The following is an 18663-nucleotide window of genomic DNA, read 5'->3' as shown; positions in this document are numbered from 1 at the left end:
CGCCGATGCGCTCGGCTCGCACGGTCACGATAACAGCACCGTCATCCATCCGGCGATCGTCGCACGTCGCTCGGCTCAGGCCAAGATCAGGGTGCCCGCCACCATGGCAGCGTCAGTGAGACCGCTCGGCGCCACGGCCAGCCAGTCCGCGATCCGAGACCGTCTTCAGGCGGTCGGTGCTCGCCCCCGACAGGCCGCCATTCTGAGCCCACGACATCAGGATGCCTCGTGTAAGGAACTCGGCAGCCTTCTCAGGTTCGGCGTTCCTCCCAGAGCCGACCAGCGCGACAAGTGCCGCCGCCGTCTGGCGGGCACGGGCGAATGCCGGATCGTTGGTCAGTTCATCGTCGGGCATCAAAACCCCTCAGCTGCCATCAAAGCAGAGTGCCACTTCACCGGTCGGGTCTTGAAGACGGACTGGAGCATGGCGTCGATCTCTTTGCCCGTCATCGTAGTCACACTTTGCGGGTCTCGATCCAGGCATCAAGCTCCCCCCCCCGCCGAACCCCGAGGAGCCGCTCGCTGAGACGGATTAGGGGCGGACCCTCTCCGTTCTTGCAGAGCCGCCGCAGTGTAGTTGGTGAAATGCCGAGCTCGCGGGCAACATCAGGAAAGCGAACTACAAACCGTGTTGGATCGGGTGGCTCCATCAACCTGTGCCCCTCGGCTTACGCCGGCTCTTGAGCCCTGACCCCAAGGCTTCTGCGGCCCCATCTGGCAGGAGGATCATCTCGATGAACGGCGTGCCCCCGTCATCGCATTGTACGCCGAGGGCAATTGCCTCTTGGCGTTTCGTCTTGTCCCGGAACAGCAACTGACCATCAACCTCGACTTCGGCGTAGCAATCGAGAAGGTACTGTGTCTCCGGGCCGAAGCAGATCGCCCTTTCTGGGAGTGCCACGCGCCGACTGCCGCGCGCCTCACCTTCTCCCTGATAGGCGCGGAATGGCTCGCGGCCGTAGTGGTGAGCCTCCTCATCGTAGAACCGTACCGCGAAGGAGACCCGTGTTCCTTGGCCCAGCACCAGCGGCCGAGGGATCTCCCTATACGCATAGACCCCGCCGCCCATGCCACGGCGCGACCGAACTACGGTGAAGCCCATCTTCGCCCAAAACGATACCGAGGTCTCGGGCGCACAGTCGATTTCGATGACGCTTAGTCCCCTCGCCTTCGATTGCTCCGTCATCGCCTCGGCGATCACCCGTCCATAGCCTCGGCCTCGCTGATCCGGTCGTACCTCGGCGATGATGTGAGCGACGCCGTCGTTCACCAGGAAGGCGACCGGATCGCCGGCGACGTCGACAACGAACATCTCCTGCCTGTCGAAGAGACTCGCGATGATGTTCCAGTTGCAGAAGAACCCTCCACCCGTTTGCTCCCGCTCCTCGCGTAGCCACGCCTCAATAGCAGCAAGGTCTCTGGCAGTGGCGGCTCGGAATTTCGGCTCGGGCGATGGGGTCGCGCTCATGCTGGGGGAAGCAGTTCGCGGTCACCCTCGTTCGCGGGGCGGCTCTTGCAGACCAGAGCGACGTAGTGCTGCAAGTCACGAGGATTGAACACCCGCTCCACAACCGTCAGCATCTCGCGGTTGGCAGGTTCGGCTCGATCAAGCCCTTGCGGCACCCCAGGCGCGAGGATTGCGTCGCCGACAGCAGGTAAAAAGCCGGCGAAATTGGATAGATCGTAGTCCTCGTCGCTTTCCTGCACAAATCCGTGACAGTCGAGATAGTGCATGCGAATGGTCAACTCTGACATGGCGCTTACCCATTACCCTGATCATGACCGCTCATGGCGGATGCGGGGCTTCCCGCGTGCCGTAGGCGGACACCAGGACCGCCGCCGTTGGCAGGGATGAACTCGACGCCCGCTGCCTCAAAGGCGCTCCGCAACGCCTGCAGCGTCGCCGCCTTCGTTGCGAGCAAAGGCCCATCCATTCGTTCAAGTCGCTTGATCGTTTCGGGCGAAACGCCAGCTCGCGACGCGATATCCGACTGATCCCACCGGATCAGCGCTCGTGCGGCGCGCAACTGTTCGGCTGTAAGCAAGATTGCACCTCAGGGGTAATAAATTGCCGCTGAGGTGTTGACACCTCTAGGGTCGCCCTTTACACCTCAGATGTAACGCGAAACCCTCAGCAGGCCAAGCCTCAATGTCCGCCCGCCGCTCCCTCTCCTGGTCCAACGCCCTTCAGGGCCTCCGCGCCGACCGCATCCAGGTTCCGGCCGGCTTCCTCGGGGCCCGCGGCCGCGTCGAGGGCATGGTCCGGTTCGGTAAGGTCGCGCTCGTGAAGGCCGACGGCTCGTTCGACCGCGCCGGCATCATGACCGCAGCTGCCGCCGCCGCGAAGGCACATCAGCTTTCCTACGGCTCGACCTGGCCCGTCGCGATGTCGGTCTCGCTCAAGGCTGCTTGGCAGGCTGCTCGCACCACCCGCGCCCGCGCCGCTCACTAACCGGCATCCCGCGAAGCCGGGAGACCTGCAAGCCGCAACGCCGGCCCTCCTCAACCCCTTCGATCCCGCTTCCCTCACGAGCCCTCACCGGAGCCCGAACGATGATGCGCGCCCTGACCATTCACCCTGACGCCGAGACCGTGCCGTACAACGCCAACCCGATCTTCGCGGCGATTGATCGCCACAGCGAGGCGTGGTCCGTCTTTCAGGTTGCCCCCGAAGGCGATGCCAGCCTTGCCGCCGACGCCGAGACCTACGAAGCGCTGCACGCCCTGCTCGCCACGCCCTGCGCCACGCGGGCCGGCGCGCTCTGCCTGATCCGTCACCTTCGCTGGTGGCTGACTGAGGAGGCGGTGAACGCCGACGCGCACGAGGTCGTCGGCGGCCCGAATGCCTGGGCCATCGCCGAGGCCCGTGAGACAGACCTGTCGCTCTGCCTTGGCGTGGAGCGGGCCCAGCGCCTCCCGATCGCTTTGCCGTCTGGCCGCCTCATCGGCCCGGTCATCAGCCTCAGGCCCGTCGCCGCTTCGACCCCCGTCCATTTTGGACGCGGCCTCTCTCATCTCGGCGAAACGCTGGCTGCCCTTGTCCTGATCGTCGGCGGCATCGGCCTGACCAGCTTCGCCACCTTCCTCTGACTCGTCCGCCGGCATCCCGCGATTTCGGCGAGCCGGCTTCCCTTCAATCCTGAAAAGCGGAGCGCTGTCCGTGTCCAGATCCCCCCATGCACCTTCCCCGAGTCGTCGCGGCTTCCTCCGCGGCCTCGTCTCGCTCCCCCTCATCGGGGGCGGCGTTACGCTGATCGGCAGCCCGTCCGCAGTAGCTGAGCCTGTCACCCTCGCCCTGATGTACCGCTACCGCGACTGGCTCGCGACTGAGTACGGCGAGACGCTGATCGAGATGGAGCCGCTGACGCATCCCCAGCGACTCAGTCATCCGCACGTCATGCCTGACGCACAGGCATGGCGCCGTGAATGGTGTCGGGAAAACTGGACGATCGCGGATCGCGCGACCGATCCCGACCGCTTCCGTCAGCCTCCCGCACACGCCCCATCAACTCGCGCCGCGCTTGTTTTGAGCGCAGTCGGTCACGATTGGCGGGAGGGCGGTCGATGAACACCCTCCCGCTTTCCCGTCGCGGCATCCTCGTGGGCGGCGCGGCCTTCTCCGCCGCCGCGCCGCTCGGTGCGGCCTCCTCTCTCGCCGGGCCGCACCCCGACGCCGAACTCTTTGCCCTCACCGCCAAGCATGAAGCCATCGGCCGCGAGTATCTTTCTGCGGCCGATGCCGCCGCCGCGATCGATCCGGAGAGGCCGGAGATGCCGGCCGCGCTCCTCTGGCGCGAGAACGACCACGATCTGAAGCTCATCTGGGAGGCGACCACGCGGTCCGATGGGCAGGTCTGGTTCTGGGTCAGAGGGCGCGCTGAGACTGAGCTGCGCGGTCAGCAGATGCGGGTGCGGAACGTGCCGGTCGGACCGGGCGACAAGGCGCATTCCGGCGCAACGCACGTCACGAAGAAGGTGGCGTGGCCCGAGCGGCAGGCGCGAACCAATGAGATCGTGGCGGCCTGGGACCGCTGGCAGGAAGAAATCGCCGAGGTGGAACGAGCCAGCGGCTACACCGCAGCGGCTGAGCGTGTCGCTCAAGCGGGTGGTCGGATGGTCGCCTTGGAGGAAGAAATCCGGGGCATGGCGCCGCGTACGCTCGCCGGCCTCGCGGCCCTGGCTCGGTTCGTCCAGCGGCTTCACGTCGAAGCCGACGATGAGGAACTAGAGGGCGGCGTGCTCGCCCGCGCGATCCTGGCGGTAGCGGGAATGAAGGACGAGGACTTGTTGCCATGCGCCTGACCCTCATCACCGACAACGGCAAGGCCGTCACGAGGCTGTCGAAGGTGCGGCGGGCGGCGGCCCGGCCGGACATGGAGATTGCCCGGCTCCGGCGGTGCATCGCCGCAATCAAGAAGGAGGCCGAGCGCGCGCAGGCGCGGGCGGCCGAGGCGGAGAAGCTTTGGGAGGCGGTGTTGCGCGCCGCTTTCGACGGCGACCCGACCGTCACCGCGGCCATGGTCCGGCACGCGATGATCGAGGGCGCCAACGCGCACCGCTGCGCCCTTGTCGCCCGCTACTGCGAGATGGCCGAGGAGGGCACGCTATGCGGCTGAACCCTGGCCATCTCTTAACCGCATCCTGCCACGGGGGACTGCTCGGCCATCTCGTGACCACTGCGGTTCTGGCCTACTTCGCCTTCGGGGAGCGGCTCCTGTGTGTCCTGCCCGCCCTCGACAGGTAAGCCGGGACTGCGGCATCCCTGCGCGCCGCGCTCCCGCCTTCCCGTGATTCGGGCCCTCCGCAATGCATGTGATCCTCATCGCCACGCAGAAGGGTGGCAGCGGTAAGAGCACGCTTGCGGCCCACTTCGGCGCGTTGGCCGAGCGGGACGGGCCGACGCTGCTGATCGACGCGGATCCGCAGGGCTCGCTCGCGTTCCGGCATCGCCGCCGCGAGGCCGAGACGCCGATCCTCGCCAAGGCCGACGCGAACAGCATCGCCGGCATCCTCGACGCCGCGGCAGATGAGGGGATTACCTGGGCCGTAATTGATAGCCCGCCGCACAACGCGGCCCTGACTGCCTCTCTTATGTCGCGGGCGACAGTGACGGTCATTCCGGTCCGGCCAGGACCGTTCGACCTCGACGCCGTCGCGGCGACGCTTGCAATGGCCCGCAGCCTCAAGGCGCCGATCGCGTGCGTCATCAATGCCGCGCCGCCTATCACGCGCGAGGCCGAGACCGCCATCGTCGCGGAGGCTCGATCCGTACTGACCGAGATGGGCGCGCCCGTGCTGCCTGGGCAGGTGTCCCAGCGTGCGAGCCTGTCGCACGCCCTCATCACTGGGCAGGCGGTGAACGAGTACGACCCCGACAGCCGCGCCTCGACCGAGATCGCGGCCATGTGGTTGGCCGTCACCAATTTGGCTCGCGAGTTCCCCCGCAAGCCGTAGACGCGGCATACCGCGCACCCTGCCTTCCCGAATTCCTGCAAACCTGAGAGCCGCGAATCATGGCACCCCCGAAGCGCCCGAGTCTGTCGAACCTCGTTGAGCGGAAACCGGTCCCAGCCGCCGCGTCGTCGTCCGAGCCGGAGAGCCAGGTCGAAGCCCAGCCCGAGCGCGCCGCCCCGGCCCCCGGCCCCTCCGACATCAAGACGATGCAGGTCCGCGTGAACCGGGCCGGCTGGCTGGAGATGACCCGGCTCGCGCAGGATCTCGATGTGCCGCTAGAGACCCTGATGGTCGAGGCGTTCAACGACGTGCTGACGAAGCACCGCAAGCCGCCCGTGGTTGAGCGGCGTCAGCCGGTGAAATAACGGCATCATGAATAGCGGCTCAGTTCGAAATCCGAGCTAGGCCGCCCCCTCCATTCGCTTCCGATCCCTCGCACGACCCATCATGCTGGCATATGCTCGGTGCTCAACAGGGAGAATGCGAATGCCTGTCGTTAAGCAGCGCCCCTTCCCGGGCAACGAGTCCGATCGAGAAACCGTGCTCCGCTTGGGTGCGGCATTAGCGGTTCACTTTGACCAAATCCCGTCTGAGGTCCTGCAAACAATGTTAATTTTTCAGGCAACGATGTTTGACCTGGAGGATGATCGTTCCCATGCTCAAATTCGCAATGACATCGAAGCCTTCATCCAAGATCACAAAGCAGGGAAAATGGAAGAGGAAGTAGCCTAAGATCGACCGGACTCGGCTAGAGCCATAGACATTACTAACATAAGGAGAGCACTATACGGTTCGCGATGCCGCACTATCCGTGCGAGTTTGACGTCCCCAGCGATTGGCTCGGAGCGCTCTCCTCGTACAGCCGGCCGCTGCCCGGTCGCGGCTATCATCCCGCAGGACCAGCCGCCCTTGTACCGCTCGCCGACATTCAGCCACCTCGTCGTAACCTCACCACCCCCCTGGATTGGCGAGGCATGGCGCAGCATCGGTTCGTTCGCGTCTTGGAGAGAATGGTTGCCGGGGATGAAATCGACCCGGTGATCCTCTTGCCGGTGACGCCGTTGGACGGCTGCCCGCAACTCTACCCGTTCGTCGTCTACGACGGCCTCCATCGCTTCTACGCTTCGATCGTTGCCGGCTTCGATCATCTGCCGGTCGATGTCCGCCGACCCTCCTGATTGCAGGCATCCCTGAAATTCAGGAAGCCTGGGCTTCTACTCGTTTGGATCGATGTCGAACCGGCACCGGAGCCAGAGCGCGCGTGCATCCCGCCGGGCTTGGCGGCGCGCATCAAGCCAGAAGAAGTGAGTGTCGTTGAGCCCTCGGTGGAGGAGGTCGGCGACCTTAACCGTCTCTCGCAGGAGAGGACGCTCATCACCGTAACGAGGCCGCTGGCCGCCCGCCGATGAGCGGTTGGGGTCGAGGTTATGAGCGATGTTTTCATCCCGGAAATCGCGCATGGACTTCAGGATGGGGCTCGCCCGCATCTTGGCGATCCGGTCCAACGCTTCAGTCAGTTGCTCGCGTGTCCGGTTAGCTTCAAAATCAGCCCGCTCCTGCCGATCCTTCTCCCACCATTCGTCCTGCGCCTTCTGAATGAGCGGATCGCTGGTCGGACTGCAGTCGAAGGGCTCCGGCTCGTTCGCGTACCTGCTGTGCCGATCATCTACGATCTTCCGGATGATCTCCGGCTTATCGATCAGGTCCGCGATGGTTGGGGCGCTCTCCCGATCCTCGCGGCATGGGTCCCACATCGCACAGAGGCGGACCAGCTCGAACATCAGCATGCTTCTCTGCATCTGATTGAAGGCCGACGCCGCGTGCGATTGGGGAACTTGGCTGGAGAGTGCCTTCGAGTAGACGACGATCTTGTTGGCCTCGTGCACGCTGGCGAGGTCGCGGACATGATCGATGAACCGATCGGCTCGCTGTTGAGCAATCTCGATGCGGCGCTCGTTGGTCAGGTTGTCAGGGAACCGAGGCATGGGACGTGGCGTAGCGCGGGCTGAGCTAACCCACAAACCAGTCTGATCCTGAACTCAGGTACTCCGGGATACCGGTAACCCGGCCATCCTGCCTTGTGGAAAAGATGGAACTGCCATAACTTGCGATAAATGCCATTCTCGAAAGCTTTAGCGTTCGCGAGGAACTATCGCAAGCGCTTCCAACGATAGTCTTAGCCTATCTCAAGAGTGGAGCGAAACCGCGATCCAGGCCGCGCGCAATCTTGGGCTCGACGCGCCGCCTTCCGCGATCTCGGCCGAGCATTGGCAGCGGGTGCTTGCCAGCGTCGAAGCGCGGATGCGGATGCGCGGCATTGAGGCACTTTCCGGCTGGCACGATACCTTGGCGATACGTTTCGGCCGGGATGGGGGAGCGCATGCCGACCCGGAAGGCTAGAGCCGCCACGGCTGGCGTGCCAGCGGAGCCTGTACCCACCGTCGAGACAATCCACGGGGAGTCGAGCATTTCGCGTTCGGCCGACAGCCTGCCCGTTGAGGTCGCCGCGATCGTCCAGGCATACCAGCGCGCTAGCAAAGCCGACGCGACCCTGAAGGCCTACATGGGGGACGCTTTGGTCTTTCAAAGTTGGTGCGGCCGGTACGGCTTCCGATCCCTGCCGGCAAGCCCCGAGGCCGTGGCCGCCTTCCTTGTCGCAGAGGCGGAGGCCGGACGGGCCGCCTCGACCATCGGCCGGCGCTGTGCCGCGATCAGGTACGCGCATAAGCTCGTTGGGGCACCGGACCCAACCATCAACGAGTCTGTGCGAGCGGCTATGAAAGGCATCCGCCGGCGGGTTGGCGCTGCGCCGAAGCGGAAGGCGGCAGCCACGGCCGAGATCGTCGCGGCGATGTTGATGCGGACCCCGGACACGCTGGCTGGCAAGCGTGATCGCGCACTGCTCGCTCTCGGCTTCGCGGGTGCGTTCCGGCGCTCCGAGCTGGTAGCGCTCGACGTGGCGGACCTCGCCGAGCATCCCGATGGCCTGCGGGTGACACTGCGTCGTTCGAAGACCGACCAAGAGGGGCAGGGCATTGAGAAGGCCATTCCGCATGGGCGGTTCATTCGGCCGGTGGCGCTGCTGCGGGAGTGGCTTGATGCGGCCGAGATTTACGAGGGACCACTGTTCCGGCCGGTGTCGCGGTCGGGGAGGGTGCGTGCCAATGCCGAGGATTCCGGCATTGGCCCCCGCCTGACCACGCAAGCCGTCTCCGACATCGTGAAGCGCCACCTTCAGGCTGCAGGCCTCGACCCGGCGCTGTTCGGGGCGCACTCCCTACGATCAGGCTTCATCACGACCGCGGCCGAGCGCGGCGCTGACATGGCCCGCATCATGGATGTGTCGGGACACCGCGATCCCCGCACCGTCGTCGGGTACATCCGCCGAGCGAACGCCTTCAAGGATCATGCGGGCGGCGGGTTTCTATAGCGGCGTCGAGCCTGTCGGCCGGGATTGTGGGGAGGGGAGTTTTCCTGATGAAATCGCCATATCCAGCACCAACCCCTTGCACTGGGGTAGACCGTCAGCCTTCATTCTTTCGGTCGGCGCCGCGATGCTGCGCCAGGACGCGAGCCGGGTTCGAGTGCCAATCCCCCGCCGTGAAGGGCAAGGCCCGATGCCGGATGCATGGAGGCGCCAAGGGCAGCGGCGCACCGACCGGTGAGCGCAACGGAGCCTATCAGCACGGAATGCGGACAAACGAGGCCATCGCGTTCGAGCGCGAGGCGAAAGCTTTCCTGAGGATCTGCCGGAAGAGGCCATGGGCTCGAAGGTCGAACCGGAAAGCGCCACATCTCGGCTGATCGCCCCCGCTCATCTGCGATCAATCTGTGAGTGATTCCGCTCAATTTGAGGGTGAATCCGCTCGGATACGGCGCCTCGCCATAGCGCGGCGACCGGTTTCAACCGAACTGCGTCCGAAGCCGCGCCAAGTGCGAGCCCAGCCGGATGAATAGAAATGAACGGCGGGGTGAGCAAAAATGAGCGGAAATGAGAGGGTGCAGGCTTACGTTTCACGAAGCCGCACGTGGATATCATCAGGCGTCGCCTGCTAGCGTTTTGCCCTGATGACCAGCCATAAGCAGGCTCAAGGAGCGCTGCCGTCAGACGTCAGAGCGTGCCCCGGGCCAATTTAACGAAGACCTCGCCACTACCGTTGGCCAAAGGATCGTTACGATGGAGACGCTCATAGGCCCAGGACAGCCAGTCCGCGACAGTGCGATCCCCGAACAGTTGCTCGCCTGGCGGGGCCATCGACTCCAGACGCTTCAGGAAGGCTCGCAACTGCTCTGCCTCTTCTGATCGCCGAGCCAGTTCCACGAAGGTCCCCCACCGGTTTTCCTCGCGCTGTCTTGCCTCTGCGGCGGCTGCCTGCTGCCGCTCCCGCTCCATCTGCTGCTCGTGCTGTATGCGCGCTTCTCGAGCAGCATCTATTTGACTGTCGCGGGCCATGAGGATGGTTCCCGCGATCTCGACCAATCGCCCTTCCAAGGCGCCACCACGATCGTCCTCCCACGCGCGCCATCCGATCCTCGTGTAGGTCTCAATCTTGCAGGAGAGCAGGCCGGTGGGATGCAGTTCGATGTGGTAGTTTTTTTCGGTCCCCCATCCGTGGCGCAACTCGTCCTCGCTCAGTGGCCGCCGGACTTGCTTAAGCTTTTCTCGTAGCCGAAAGGCGATGGTTGTCCCGACAAATCGGGCCTCAATGACCCCCTCGTCGTACTCGCCGACGATCTTTGCACCCTGCCGCTCCAGGGCGGGGAGCAGCGCTTGCAGAATGCGATGCCGCCGCCCATCGGCACCGTTGGGCTGATAGAGGGAGGTAGAAGCGGTGTTCTGCCGGGGAAGGTGCCTCTCTTGTCTACGTCGGGCCGCGATCCAGGAGGCGACCAGGGGATGTGGGCGGATCAGCTTCTCCGGGACCCTCAGGTCTCCCAGTAAGCGCTCCATAGCTTGCCACTGGTCACGGCTCGCCTTCCGAGCAAGGTCAACACGTTCGACCTTCATCGAGACAGGTTGTCCGGCTGTCGGCTCTGGAAGCGGTGGACGCTCACCTGCAATGCCGGCAGCATGCTTCTTCCAGTACCCACTTGCCGGCCGCGGCACCCCCATCGTCTCAGCGATGCGCCGCAGATCGGCATAGGTTGTCCCGAGCTCTTCGACCAACTGCTTGAAAGGGACCTCCCAGACCCGGCGGTACAGATCCTCACGGGTGATGATGAAGCTTGTGTCGGCCACGGCGTTCGTCCTGCTCCGAGTCGGACAGGGCAGTTTCACCGCAACTTGCGCCGCATGCGAGCAGTGCAAACGTCTGGCCGGACATCTCGGCCGACGAGATTGAGCGCGGCTTTCGTATCGCGAGCGAGATCCAGCGCGCAGACGACATCGCAGAAAGACGCTCGGCGCAGTGACGCCAACGTCAAGGCGTCGATCCACCCTTCATCGTTGCCGAGTGCGGCACGAACATCGACTTTATCAGAGTGGCGATCGCCTTCTCGTCCTCCGGCTTGTCGCAGCGGACCACAACCCGGCGCAATCCCATCGCGCCGGGATGGATCGAGACTTCGGCCTGCGGACGAACCCTACGGGCGCCGCTGCGGATGTGCTCGGTAATCTCATCCTGCTCGGGCCCTGCCGGCACCTCGAAGACGTAGGGCAAGGCGATCGTTAGTAGCCGAGCGCCGAAGCCCTTCCGGAGAGCTCCACCGTCTTCAGCCTCTCATCGAGGGCATCAATCGCGTCGAGGGCAGCGCGCCGCGCATCCCGCACCTCGGCGGCGTCCCTATCGCCGCGCTTCCAATTCTGCTCATACTTGACGGCGAAGTTAAGCGCACTCTGCAGGACTTCGCTGCCCAACTCGTCGATATCGGTCGGATTGCGGACGTATCCCCGAATATTGGTCAGATTACCTTCCGCGTTGCTGTAGATCATCTGCGCCGCCATGCCGTCGGTGCTCTGAATGCTGAGCCGGATCGCGTCGACCCACTCCTGCATAAAATCCGGGATCGCCATCCTGACCGCCTCTGTCCGCCGCAGGACACCAAGCCCGCACCGCCGTTCTGCACCCGCTCACCGGAGAATTCCACCATGCCCGAGCAGCGCACCGTCGCGTCCGTTCGCAAGAACGCGCGCCAGGAGATACGCATCGGCCTGCAGGAATACGAGGGCCGGCAGATCGCCAGCCTTCGCGTCTGGTTCAAGGCCGAGGACGGCACGATGCGGCCCGGCAACGACGGGCTGAACTTCCGCGTCGACCCGCTGCCCGAGCTGCACGAGGCGCTTGCCGAGGCGGTGCGCGCGGCCGAAGCCGAGGGGCTGCTTGATGCCGCCGAGCCTCGCCGGCCGGCGGCCTGACATGGCATCCGATCCCGCGGCCGAGATCGCGCAGGCGATCGTCGAGGATCACACCTTCCCCTGGGACGACATGCCGGCAGCGAGCCGGCTCATCGTCCGGCGGTGGGCCAGGGCCGCGAGCGGTTCGTCGTGCCCGTCGACCGGCCGCACATCGTGGTCATCGGGGACGACATGGCGGCAGCGCTCGGACCGGGCGCCTTTCACGTGCGGTCACTGCGGCGCTACTTCGCCCGCTGCCGGTTGGCGCTCGTGGTGGCCGGCGCCCCGCTCGCCGCGCTCTACGGCGAGTCCTGCGCCCGAGCCGCCCGGCAGTAGCAGGACGTGGTGATCGTCGAGACCCGGCCCGAGCGTGAGGCCGAGTGGGTCGAGCAAGCAGCGCCACCTCGACAGCAACACCGCCCTGGTGCCGTTCTACCTGATGCCGACGCCGCTCAACCTCGTGGCGGATCATGTCTGCCTTGGCCGGCATCTCACGGGTGCCAAAGCGTCCACGCCGCGCATCCAGCCGCAATTGCCGAAAACAACGCGGCAACGGCGTTCAGTGCCGAGCGCATACGCATAGCGCGGGCAACGTCAGTTGGCGGCCTGCTAAGCCACGTCACGCCGTCCTTCGCGCTGATCAAAGCGGACCACAGCCACGCGAGGGCCGAAGCGCCGCCAGCCACAGCCCCGATGTTCGGCGCGGTCGCATGCGCTACGATCCAATCCGCCATCCTGTCACCCGCCCTGCTGCACCCAGAGAACGCTGCGCATGCCTGATCCTGTGCCATCCTGGCAATCGGTGAAAACCGCCCCGTGCGACCGCCCCGTCGACCTGCGCCTTGAAGGGTGGGGCGACGGCTCCGGCCGCCTCAGCACGAGCATCGCCCGTGGAGCCAGTTGGGTGAGATGCACGAGCGTCCGCAATCCGGTCCCGCATTGGAGCTCCGTCCTGGTAGGCTGTCGGGTGACGAACTGGCGACCGAACACCGAACCGACTGTGCAGCGTGCAGGAGGCGCTGGAGGATCCGAAGATCTTCGGCGCCGTCCTGCCAGGCGAGAAGTGGCAGGCGTGGTGCGTCGTGCTTATAACCGAGTGGGGCGAGCTGCTGAGCCCAGAGGGGGTCGAGAGCTATCGCCTGCTTTGCGACCGCAATGGCGAGCCGTCCACCCTTCCCTCCCTGGCTCTCAGGCCGTGGGACACTACGCAGAAAAGCGTAATGATCCGGTGAGATGAACTCGTGTCCCACATTCGAGCAAGTCATTGATCTTGCTCATCTTGGGCGCCCCTTTCCTGGGCACCATCAGCTGGCTAAGCCACTGAGCCGCAATAAGCATCTGATTTTGAATGGGTTTGGGATTGCCTCGCTGTACAACAGCGACGTGCAACATGCCTCTCCAGATGCCCCGTCCAATGAAGCGTCCCGGCTCCACATTCCATCAGCTCGTCCAACGCATCCCCGCTGACATCGCGGGGCGCGCAGTTGGAATGCGACTCGCCATCCCCGTGGGCGACGAGTCTGCGGACATTCTCATCACGCCCGGCCGCAAGGACATCCGTACGTCGCTCCGCACCCGTGACCCGCGAGAGGCGCGCGAGAGGCAGGCGGTCGCTGTGGCCTATTTCGAAGCCGTCTGGCGCTCCGTGCGGGAGGGCCCCCGGAGGCTCACCCACAAGGAGGCCGTAGCGCTCGCTGGCGAGGCGTACCGGACGCTTGTTGAGCGCGTGGAGGATGACCCCGGTCCCGTTGAAGGGTGGGCCATTCGGGAAGCTCAGAACCTCCAAGCCGAGTTCGGTAAGTTCGGCTTTGGCCGGGCTGGACTCAAGATTGGAGTGGGCGAAGCGGAGCGACGTCGCAAGAGTTTGGAGGAGTTGCTGGGGCCCGTGGCTGACGGCTTCCTGTCTCGCCGTGGCCTCATCATCGACGCGGAGAGCCGTGCTCGCCTTCTGGAGCAACTCCTGTCCGCGGACCGACAAGCCTCGCTCCTCAACCTCAGGCGGGCCGAAGGGGACTATTCCCAGGACCCTGAGGCGGGCCGCTTCCCTGCCTTTCCGGAGGCGACCAAGGCCCCTTCCAGCGTCAATCTGTTGGACCTCTTCGATGGCTGGGCGAGAGAGCGAAAGCCGTCTCAGAGCACCGTGGACCAGTGGCGCAAGCACTGTGAGAGCTTCCTCGCCTTCCTGGGCAAGGACGATGCTGGGCAGGTAACGAAGGCCGATGTGGTCCGCTGGAAGGACGCCCTAGTTGCCGCGGGCGGCTCACCAAAGACCATCAACGACAGCAAGCTTGCGGCCCTCCGAGTTGCCTTCGAGTGGGGCGCGAAGAACGTCCGCGTCTCGTCCAACCCCGCGGCAGGCGTTGCGGTGGCCTTCAAGGTCCGCCTCCAGGACCGGATGCAAGGCTTCGATGATGCTGAGGCAGCGGCCATCCTGAACGCCGCTGCACAGGAGAATCGCCCCGCCATTCGTTGGCTCCCCCTCCTCTGCGCGACGACAGGCGCACGAGTCGGAGAGATGGCTCAGCTTCGGGGCGAAGACGTCATCACGAAGGACGGCATCCCGGCTGTCCGCATCACGGCGGAGGCTGGGTCCGTGAAGAATGCCGGCTCAGAGCGCACCGTGCCGCTGCATCCGGCCGTGCTCGAAGCCGGTTTCATGGCCTTCGTCGGGGATCGCGAAGGCCCCCTCTTCTTCAACGCTGAGCGGCGCAAGGCGGACGCGAAGAAGCCGTCCCATAAGATCGTGGCGAAGAACGTTGCGAGCTGGGTCAAGGAGTTGGGGTTGGAGACCGGCCGCGCGAACCGGAAGGACCCGTCACATGCCTGGAGGCACCGCTTTAAGACCCTCGCGCGCGCGGCGGGGATCAACGACAGCGTGGCAGATGCCATCGTGGGGCACGCCCCGGACAGCGTCGCGAAGGCTTATGGGACGGTCACGCTCGCGACAATGAGGGATGCCATTGCGCGCATTCCGGTGCCTCACTGACGCTGGTCGCCTACCGCTTCTTGCCCAGCTCAGCGTCGATGTCCTTGGTCATGCGGCCGACCTTTCGGTGTGCGGCGGTGAGCTGGTCCTGAGTGACGCCCCATCGCTTCATCCAGAACTCGACGGCTTTGCGTTCGCTGAGGTCGAGCGGTCCTCGTAGATGAAACCGCCGCTCCGATGCACGTGGGTCTGTCAGAAGATGCAAACGGTAGAGAGTGACTTTGGGTCATCGGACTGATTGCAATGCGCAAAATCAATATGGGTATATTAAAAGCATAGCCGTAAATTTCCCCGGAAACTTCGATGGGGCGCTGAGTTGTAGGTGAGCAATCATCTTTGGAGAAACGGATGCGTTCGACAGCTCTTATTGCCGCCGCGGCTTTGACTATGGCGCTCGCCGGCTCAGCCGCTGCGCAGAGTGGCTCATCAACCCCCGAGAACAGCGCATCCCCCGCGAAGGAAGCCGATAAGATGAAGTCGGGTGACAAGGCCGGATCAACCCCGAACTCCTCAATTCCCGGTGCGAACCCCGCTGCCGATGGCAACAAGACCCAGGACAGCCGCACCACGAAGGACAAGAACCGTTAGAAGCCCGGTTCCCCGTAGAATGACTGCGATGCGCCCGTGCGAGAGTGCGGGCGTTTTCGTATGCGCCCCGTAGAAAACCCCCAAAATATTTCGAGCAAAAATCTGAGAGGGCATCGATCAATCGGCACGCGCGGAAATCCCCCCGTGCCCCCTGGGGTGCCCGCCTCCGCCCGCCCAGGCACGCGCCCACCCGCGGCATCGAGCACGCCCGCACAGGCGCGTTCAGCGGCACGTGAGCGCCCGCGGAGAGTGGCCCGGCTCATCCCCTCACGAGACCCGAGCCGTAGCACGGAGGGGCGCCCTACGGCCCTTGCCGGCCTACCAGCACGCCATGGGCAGGCGCCGCTTCCACCGCTCTCCGAGGCGTAGCTTCTCGCTCCCAGCCCTATCCGGTCGGCGCCGACTGACGATGATGGGGGCTGTCTCTACCACGAGCTGTGCAGGCTGCGGGGCCGCTTGCTCGACCACCTCACCGCCCACCTCAACGGCTTCCTGGGCTGGCACCTTCCGGGGCCTGCCGCGGCGACGTGGAGCGCTCTCGGCTGGGGCGATGGGGGATGGGACCCGGTGAACGCGAGGAAGCTCCTCAGGATCAACAGCGGCCTCCGGTTCGGACTCATGCACCTCCGCTATGAGGAGGCTCGGCAGGATGCGGCGATGCTCCGGGGCGGCCTTAGCGAGGTCCTGTGAGGCGGGAGCGACACCATCGAGCGAGGGCCACAAGGTTTCCACTTCAGGCTGTCCGTCCCGCTTTCGTGGCACTCGGGGCTGCTTGGAGGGAATGGAGACGTAGCGGGCTGTGCCACTCGACTTGGCTTCGACGGTGAATGTCCGCCGGACGCGGTTGCGCAACGTGTTGATCCTGAGGGAGAGAGCTTGGGTCTCTGTCGAGACACCTTGCTTCCCTCCATGCCGAGCCGCGGGATGCTTGTCGAGAGCGCCGATTATCACGTCTATCTGATGCCGGCACCATGACGATACTGTGCGGTCCCAGCGTTCCAATAGACCTTGCTCCAGCGGAACGTTCCAGCGGATCAACGGAGAGGTTCCAAAAGAATGGTCTTGCGTTTCGGAACGGCTAATGGTCATATGTCTAGGAACCTAGTGGAACGCTTGGACCCGGAACGACCCTCATGCTCATCGGATACGCCCGCACCTCCACGCTGGACCAAGACGCCGGCTTCGAGGCCCAGCTCCGGGACCTGACCGCCCAGGGATGCGAGAAGCTGTTCAAGGAACAGGTCTCTTCCGTGGCCCCTCGGAAGCAGCTCGAAGCGGCCCTTGAGTTCGCCCGTCACGGGGACGTTCTCGTGGTCACGAAGCTGGACCGCCTCGCCCGTAGCGTCGTCCACCTGGGGAAGATCATCGAGACCCTGGAGGCCAAAGGTGTGGCCCTCCGCATCCTGGACCTGGGCGTGGACACCACGACGCCCACCGGCAAGCTGATGCTCAACGTGCTGGGCGGGGTGGCTCAGTTCGAACGTGAGATGATGCTGGAGCGCCAGCGCGAGGGCATCGCGAAGGCCAAGGCAGAGGGCGCCTACAAGGGCCGGAAGCCGACCGTTCGGGCACGCTCAGAGGAGATCAAGGCGCTTGCCGACCAGGGCATGAGCATGGGTGCCATCGCGGCGAAGCTGGGCATCGGGAAGGGGTCCGTGCATCGGGCGCTGAACCCGGCCGTCCCTGCCGCGTAGAGGGGCTTGGGAGGGCGCTACAGGCCCGCGGAGAGGAACTGAGCGGCAAGCCTCACGCCCGCGTTGAAGGCCGCCAGTGCGCCATTGAGAAGCAGCGAAAGGCCACCGTTCGCCTAATCCAAGTAGTGGCCTCTCACAGCGAAAGGCGTAGGTTGCTGGCACCGCTGGTCACAACCATGGGAGCCAGCGGCAGAAAGAGACGTGTCTCCCGCCTGCTTGGAAAGGAGCATCAATATGTCCCTTGTCGTGCATCCTCCCATCGCGACTGAGGAGCCAACCGCCTACCGCACAATCACGTTGACCGATGACGGCAGGGTGGTGGCGAGCGGGCCGTTAGCGGCTCGCAATGATGACGAAGCGATTTCCCTCACCACGGCGATGAAGCGGGGCGCTGGGATCGACCTGTGGGATGGCCTGAGGTTCATGGCGCACTTCGGGCCAGAGCCAGTTCGCGTTTGAGAGCTGGCACAGGTTCCCGCGCTATGGCCGGTTGCGGAGAGGTTCCGGCCGGCGCTCGTTAGGCAGCACCTTGCAGAGGTGCTCTTGGACGGTTTCCGCGCTGAACGGCTTGCCGATGAACGTTGCACTCTCGGGCAACTCATCCGGCCCCGGACGTCTGGTCCCAGATGCGACCACGATGCCAATGTTCGGCCACCGCCTAGACACCTCACGGGCCAGGGCGAGGCCGTCTCGACTGCCCGGCATCTGGACGTCCGTGAACAGCACCTCCACGCGCTCGTAGACGTCCGCTAAGAGGTCTATGGCTTTGTCGCCGTCACAGGCTTCGAGCGTGTCAAAGCCGGCATCTTCGAGGGTGCTGGCGACGTCCATACGGATGAGGAAGTCGTCGTCCACGACCACCGCGACTGGCTTGCTCGCGCTTCCTCCAACCATGTCCATCCCAATCGACCCTACGGCGGAGCGGCTGTGAGCGCGCCATTTCGGGGAGAGAACAGGGGGGCAGGACGATGCGTTCCGGCGGTCGCGCGGGGAGCCGCGGAGGGTCTCCTGGAATTTCAGGACACCCACCAGTACATAAGACTGCGCGAGGCGAGGCATCTGGTAGTCCGCGTGACCTGAGCGTGGCGGCTTGGCTGTAAACAGGCTAGGAAGACTTACGCCACCGGATTGCACAGTCTATCAAATGAAACTCTTGTCTATCGGGCTCGTCGTTGCTCTTTGTGTGGTCGCCACCCTTGCGGCTCAGCGGCTATTACCGACCTACCGTAGCGACAGCTTTAGGCGCCGCCTGGGGTTCCAGCTTCTCGCCCGAGGCGTCGCGGTCCTGATGATCTTCGGGGTTGTTGGCGTGATGAGCGCTCTGCGCTGGTAGCCGTCCCCAACCGCGAGCCTGCCCAGGTGCTTCCACGGCTTACTTCTCAGGGGCGTCGTACGGCGCGATACAATCGAAGATGCTCCGCGGGTCTTGGACACGGACCTTGGACGGGCACTTGGGCACGCCGGAATGGCCTGCCTCCTGAAAAGTGGTCCTCCCTGAGGTATGGCTTCGAGCCATGTGGAGGATGTTTCATGGGACGGAAGAAGCATACGGCTGAAGAGATTGTTGCCAAGCTGCGCCAAGTGGATGTTCTGGTCTCGCAGGGTCG

Annotated in this window: 28 protein-coding genes; 18 read left to right on the top strand and 10 right to left on the bottom strand. The window is 64.7% G+C overall.

Annotation, left to right across the window (positions count from 1 at the left end; translation table 11 throughout):
* Positions 1 to 112 precede the first annotated feature (112 nt).
* From MKK50_RS18095 to MKK50_RS18080, 4 genes are all read right to left on the bottom strand, one after another.
* Entirely contained in the window at positions 113 to 355 is a 243-nt protein-coding gene (locus tag MKK50_RS18095) for a hypothetical protein (RefSeq protein WP_499024290.1), read from the bottom strand.
* A 100-nt stretch (positions 356 to 455) separates the two neighbouring features.
* Complete coding sequence (locus MKK50_RS18090) at positions 456 to 650, bottom strand: helix-turn-helix transcriptional regulator (protein WP_499024288.1); 195 nt, start codon at positions 648 to 650, stop codon at positions 456 to 458.
* Positions 650 to 1468, bottom strand: coding sequence for a GNAT family N-acetyltransferase (locus tag MKK50_RS18085; RefSeq protein WP_499024287.1), 819 nt, complete (start codon positions 1466 to 1468; stop codon positions 650 to 652). Before MKK50_RS18085 ends, MKK50_RS18090 begins: the two co-directional genes overlap by 1 nt.
* Positions 1465 to 1755 carry a hypothetical protein gene (locus MKK50_RS18080; protein WP_499024286.1) on the bottom strand — a complete coding sequence of 97 codons (291 nt, stop codon included), beginning with the start codon at positions 1753 to 1755 and terminating at the stop codon, positions 1465 to 1467. Before MKK50_RS18080 ends, MKK50_RS18085 begins: the two co-directional genes overlap by 4 nt.
* A 394-nt stretch (positions 1756 to 2149) precedes the next feature.
* Here MKK50_RS18080 and MKK50_RS18075 point away from each other — a divergent pair, with 394 nt between their 5' ends.
* The 10 genes from MKK50_RS18075 to MKK50_RS18030 all read left to right on the top strand — a co-directional run bounded on the left by MKK50_RS18075 (position 2150) and on the right by MKK50_RS18030 (position 6632).
* Positions 2150 to 2452, top strand: coding sequence for a hypothetical protein (locus tag MKK50_RS18075; RefSeq protein WP_499024284.1), 303 nt, complete (start codon positions 2150 to 2152; stop codon positions 2450 to 2452).
* A gap of 104 nt (positions 2453 to 2556) precedes the next feature.
* Positions 2557 to 3090 (top strand): hypothetical protein, encoded by a 534-nt coding sequence (locus MKK50_RS18070; RefSeq protein WP_499024282.1) that lies wholly within the window; start codon positions 2557 to 2559, stop codon positions 3088 to 3090.
* A 70-nt stretch (positions 3091 to 3160) separates the two neighbouring features.
* Positions 3161 to 3568, top strand: a complete 408-nt coding sequence (locus MKK50_RS18065) for a hypothetical protein (RefSeq protein ID WP_499024281.1) — start codon at positions 3161 to 3163, stop codon at positions 3566 to 3568.
* Positions 3565 to 4302: a hypothetical protein gene (locus tag MKK50_RS18060; RefSeq protein WP_499024279.1), complete on the top strand. Its 738-nt coding sequence runs from the start codon at positions 3565 to 3567 to the stop codon at positions 4300 to 4302. The genes MKK50_RS18065 and MKK50_RS18060 overlap by 4 nt, the downstream gene beginning before the upstream one ends.
* Entirely contained in the window at positions 4293 to 4616 is a 324-nt protein-coding gene (locus MKK50_RS18055) for a hypothetical protein (RefSeq protein ID WP_499024278.1), read from the top strand. The genes MKK50_RS18060 and MKK50_RS18055 overlap by 10 nt, the downstream gene beginning before the upstream one ends.
* Complete coding sequence (locus MKK50_RS18050; protein WP_499024276.1) at positions 4607 to 4744, top strand: hypothetical protein; 138 nt, start codon at positions 4607 to 4609, stop codon at positions 4742 to 4744. The genes MKK50_RS18055 and MKK50_RS18050 overlap by 10 nt, the downstream gene beginning before the upstream one ends.
* A 62-nt stretch (positions 4745 to 4806) precedes the next feature.
* Positions 4807 to 5454, top strand: a complete 648-nt coding sequence (locus tag MKK50_RS18045; protein WP_499024275.1) for a nucleotide-binding protein — start codon at positions 4807 to 4809, stop codon at positions 5452 to 5454.
* Between the two features lie 59 nt (positions 5455 to 5513).
* Positions 5514 to 5819, top strand: coding sequence for a hypothetical protein (locus MKK50_RS18040; protein WP_499024274.1), 306 nt, complete (start codon positions 5514 to 5516; stop codon positions 5817 to 5819).
* A gap of 121 nt (positions 5820 to 5940) precedes the next feature.
* Complete coding sequence (locus MKK50_RS18035; protein ID WP_499024273.1) at positions 5941 to 6186, top strand: hypothetical protein; 246 nt, start codon at positions 5941 to 5943, stop codon at positions 6184 to 6186.
* Positions 6187 to 6464: 278 nt separating this feature from the next.
* Entirely contained in the window at positions 6465 to 6632 is a 168-nt protein-coding gene (locus tag MKK50_RS18030) for a hypothetical protein (protein WP_499024271.1), read from the top strand.
* 36 nt (positions 6633 to 6668) lie between these two features.
* Here MKK50_RS18030 and MKK50_RS18025 read toward each other — a convergent pair whose 3' ends face one another.
* Positions 6669 to 7439, bottom strand: a complete 771-nt coding sequence (locus MKK50_RS18025; protein WP_499024269.1) for an AbiU2 domain-containing protein — start codon at positions 7437 to 7439, stop codon at positions 6669 to 6671.
* Positions 7440 to 7834: 395 nt separating this feature from the next.
* Between MKK50_RS18025 and MKK50_RS18020 the strand changes: the two genes are divergently transcribed.
* Positions 7835 to 8884 (top strand): site-specific integrase, encoded by a 1050-nt coding sequence (locus tag MKK50_RS18020; RefSeq protein WP_499024268.1) that lies wholly within the window; start codon positions 7835 to 7837, stop codon positions 8882 to 8884.
* Between the two features lie 47 nt (positions 8885 to 8931).
* The gene (locus tag MKK50_RS18015; RefSeq protein ID WP_499024267.1) at positions 8932 to 9258 is read left to right on the top strand and encodes an HGGxSTG domain-containing protein; all 327 of its coding nucleotides are present in this window, start codon (positions 8932 to 8934) and stop codon (positions 9256 to 9258) included.
* A 307-nt stretch (positions 9259 to 9565) separates the two neighbouring features.
* On the opposite strand, the gene MKK50_RS18010 is transcribed toward MKK50_RS18015, so the two are convergent.
* The 3 genes from MKK50_RS18010 to MKK50_RS18000 all read right to left on the bottom strand — a co-directional run bounded on the left by MKK50_RS18010 (position 9566) and on the right by MKK50_RS18000 (position 11467).
* Positions 9566 to 10693 (bottom strand): hypothetical protein, encoded by a 1128-nt coding sequence (locus tag MKK50_RS18010; protein WP_499024266.1) that lies wholly within the window; start codon positions 10691 to 10693, stop codon positions 9566 to 9568.
* Positions 10694 to 10874: 181 nt separating this feature from the next.
* The gene (locus tag MKK50_RS18005) at positions 10875 to 11114 is read right to left on the bottom strand and encodes a hypothetical protein (RefSeq protein ID WP_499024265.1); all 240 of its coding nucleotides are present in this window, start codon (positions 11112 to 11114) and stop codon (positions 10875 to 10877) included.
* Between the two features lie 8 nt (positions 11115 to 11122).
* Positions 11123 to 11467, bottom strand: coding sequence for a hypothetical protein (locus tag MKK50_RS18000; protein ID WP_499024264.1), 345 nt, complete (start codon positions 11465 to 11467; stop codon positions 11123 to 11125).
* A gap of 75 nt (positions 11468 to 11542) precedes the next feature.
* On the opposite strand from MKK50_RS18000, the gene MKK50_RS17995 reads away from it, so the two are divergent.
* From MKK50_RS17995 to MKK50_RS17980, 4 genes are all read left to right on the top strand, one after another.
* Complete coding sequence (locus MKK50_RS17995) at positions 11543 to 11809, top strand: PC4/YdbC family ssDNA-binding protein (RefSeq protein WP_499024263.1); 267 nt, start codon at positions 11543 to 11545, stop codon at positions 11807 to 11809.
* A 129-nt stretch (positions 11810 to 11938) separates the two neighbouring features.
* On the top strand, positions 11939 to 12124 hold the full coding sequence (locus MKK50_RS17990; RefSeq protein WP_499024262.1) for a hypothetical protein: 186 nt from the start codon (positions 11939 to 11941) through the stop codon (positions 12122 to 12124).
* Positions 12125 to 12795: 671 nt separating this feature from the next.
* A complete protein-coding gene (locus MKK50_RS17985; RefSeq protein ID WP_499024261.1) occupies positions 12796 to 13020 on the top strand; it encodes a hypothetical protein in 225 nt (74 codons plus the stop codon).
* 257 nt (positions 13021 to 13277) lie between these two features.
* Entirely contained in the window at positions 13278 to 14774 is a 1497-nt protein-coding gene (locus MKK50_RS17980) for a tyrosine-type recombinase/integrase (RefSeq protein WP_499024259.1), read from the top strand.
* A 10-nt stretch (positions 14775 to 14784) separates the two neighbouring features.
* On the opposite strand, the gene MKK50_RS17975 is transcribed toward MKK50_RS17980, so the two are convergent.
* Positions 14785 to 14979, bottom strand: a complete 195-nt coding sequence (locus MKK50_RS17975) for a DUF3606 domain-containing protein (RefSeq protein ID WP_499024258.1) — start codon at positions 14977 to 14979, stop codon at positions 14785 to 14787.
* Positions 14980 to 15122: 143 nt separating this feature from the next.
* Here MKK50_RS17975 and MKK50_RS17970 point away from each other — a divergent pair, with 143 nt between their 5' ends.
* Both MKK50_RS17970 and MKK50_RS17965 read left to right on the top strand, forming a co-directional pair.
* Positions 15123 to 15362, top strand: coding sequence for a hypothetical protein (locus MKK50_RS17970; RefSeq protein ID WP_499024257.1), 240 nt, complete (start codon positions 15123 to 15125; stop codon positions 15360 to 15362).
* A gap of 1133 nt (positions 15363 to 16495) precedes the next feature.
* On the top strand, positions 16496 to 17056 hold the full coding sequence (locus tag MKK50_RS17965) for a recombinase family protein (protein WP_499024255.1): 561 nt from the start codon (positions 16496 to 16498) through the stop codon (positions 17054 to 17056).
* Positions 17057 to 17536: 480 nt separating this feature from the next.
* On the opposite strand, the gene MKK50_RS17960 is transcribed toward MKK50_RS17965, so the two are convergent.
* A complete protein-coding gene (locus MKK50_RS17960) occupies positions 17537 to 17911 on the bottom strand; it encodes a response regulator (RefSeq protein WP_499024254.1) in 375 nt (124 codons plus the stop codon).
* Positions 17912 to 18663 lie beyond the last annotated feature (752 nt).

Origin of the sequence: Methylobacterium sp. J-043 (assembly GCF_022829505.1) — a bacterium.
Lineage (GTDB): Bacteria > Pseudomonadota > Alphaproteobacteria > Rhizobiales > Beijerinckiaceae > Methylobacterium > Methylobacterium extorquens_A.
This window is presented reverse-complemented; position numbering and strand designations above follow the sequence as displayed.

What these genes read in the sequence shown, in the direction of transcription:
- MKK50_RS18060 (WP_499024279.1), top strand. Translation starts at nt 3,565, where the DNA reads ATGAACACCCTCCCGCTTTCCCGTCGCGGCATCCTCGTGGGCGGCGCG.
- MKK50_RS18095 (WP_499024290.1), bottom strand. Translation starts at nt 355, where the DNA reads ATGCCCGACGATGAACTGACCAACGATCCGGCATTCGCCCGTGCCCGC.
- MKK50_RS18000 (WP_499024264.1), bottom strand. Translation starts at nt 11,467, where the DNA reads ATGGCGATCCCGGATTTTATGCAGGAGTGGGTCGACGCGATCCGGCTC.
- MKK50_RS17970 (WP_499024257.1), top strand. Translation starts at nt 15,123, where the DNA reads ATGCGTTCGACAGCTCTTATTGCCGCCGCGGCTTTGACTATGGCGCTC.
- MKK50_RS18035 (WP_499024273.1), top strand. Translation starts at nt 5,941, where the DNA reads ATGCCTGTCGTTAAGCAGCGCCCCTTCCCGGGCAACGAGTCCGATCGA.
- MKK50_RS18080 (WP_499024286.1), bottom strand. Translation starts at nt 1,755, where the DNA reads ATGTCAGAGTTGACCATTCGCATGCACTATCTCGACTGTCACGGATTT.
- MKK50_RS18030 (WP_499024271.1), top strand. Translation starts at nt 6,465, where the DNA reads ATGGTTGCCGGGGATGAAATCGACCCGGTGATCCTCTTGCCGGTGACG.
- MKK50_RS17995 (WP_499024263.1), top strand. Translation starts at nt 11,543, where the DNA reads ATGCCCGAGCAGCGCACCGTCGCGTCCGTTCGCAAGAACGCGCGCCAG.
- MKK50_RS18085 (WP_499024287.1), bottom strand. Translation starts at nt 1,468, where the DNA reads ATGAGCGCGACCCCATCGCCCGAGCCGAAATTCCGAGCCGCCACTGCC.
- MKK50_RS18055 (WP_499024278.1), top strand. Translation starts at nt 4,293, where the DNA reads ATGCGCCTGACCCTCATCACCGACAACGGCAAGGCCGTCACGAGGCTG.
- MKK50_RS18020 (WP_499024268.1), top strand. Translation starts at nt 7,835, where the DNA reads ATGCCGACCCGGAAGGCTAGAGCCGCCACGGCTGGCGTGCCAGCGGAG.
- MKK50_RS18025 (WP_499024269.1), bottom strand. Translation starts at nt 7,439, where the DNA reads ATGCCTCGGTTCCCTGACAACCTGACCAACGAGCGCCGCATCGAGATT.
- MKK50_RS18075 (WP_499024284.1), top strand. Translation starts at nt 2,150, where the DNA reads ATGTCCGCCCGCCGCTCCCTCTCCTGGTCCAACGCCCTTCAGGGCCTC.
- MKK50_RS17980 (WP_499024259.1), top strand. Translation starts at nt 13,278, where the DNA reads ATGCGACTCGCCATCCCCGTGGGCGACGAGTCTGCGGACATTCTCATC.
- MKK50_RS18050 (WP_499024276.1), top strand. Translation starts at nt 4,607, where the DNA reads ATGCGGCTGAACCCTGGCCATCTCTTAACCGCATCCTGCCACGGGGGA.
- MKK50_RS17965 (WP_499024255.1), top strand. Translation starts at nt 16,496, where the DNA reads ATGCTCATCGGATACGCCCGCACCTCCACGCTGGACCAAGACGCCGGC.
- MKK50_RS18040 (WP_499024274.1), top strand. Translation starts at nt 5,514, where the DNA reads ATGGCACCCCCGAAGCGCCCGAGTCTGTCGAACCTCGTTGAGCGGAAA.
- MKK50_RS18015 (WP_499024267.1), top strand. Translation starts at nt 8,932, where the DNA reads ATGAAATCGCCATATCCAGCACCAACCCCTTGCACTGGGGTAGACCGT.
- MKK50_RS18090 (WP_499024288.1), bottom strand. Translation starts at nt 650, where the DNA reads ATGGAGCCACCCGATCCAACACGGTTTGTAGTTCGCTTTCCTGATGTT.
- MKK50_RS18045 (WP_499024275.1), top strand. Translation starts at nt 4,807, where the DNA reads ATGCATGTGATCCTCATCGCCACGCAGAAGGGTGGCAGCGGTAAGAGC.
- MKK50_RS18070 (WP_499024282.1), top strand. Translation starts at nt 2,557, where the DNA reads ATGCGCGCCCTGACCATTCACCCTGACGCCGAGACCGTGCCGTACAAC.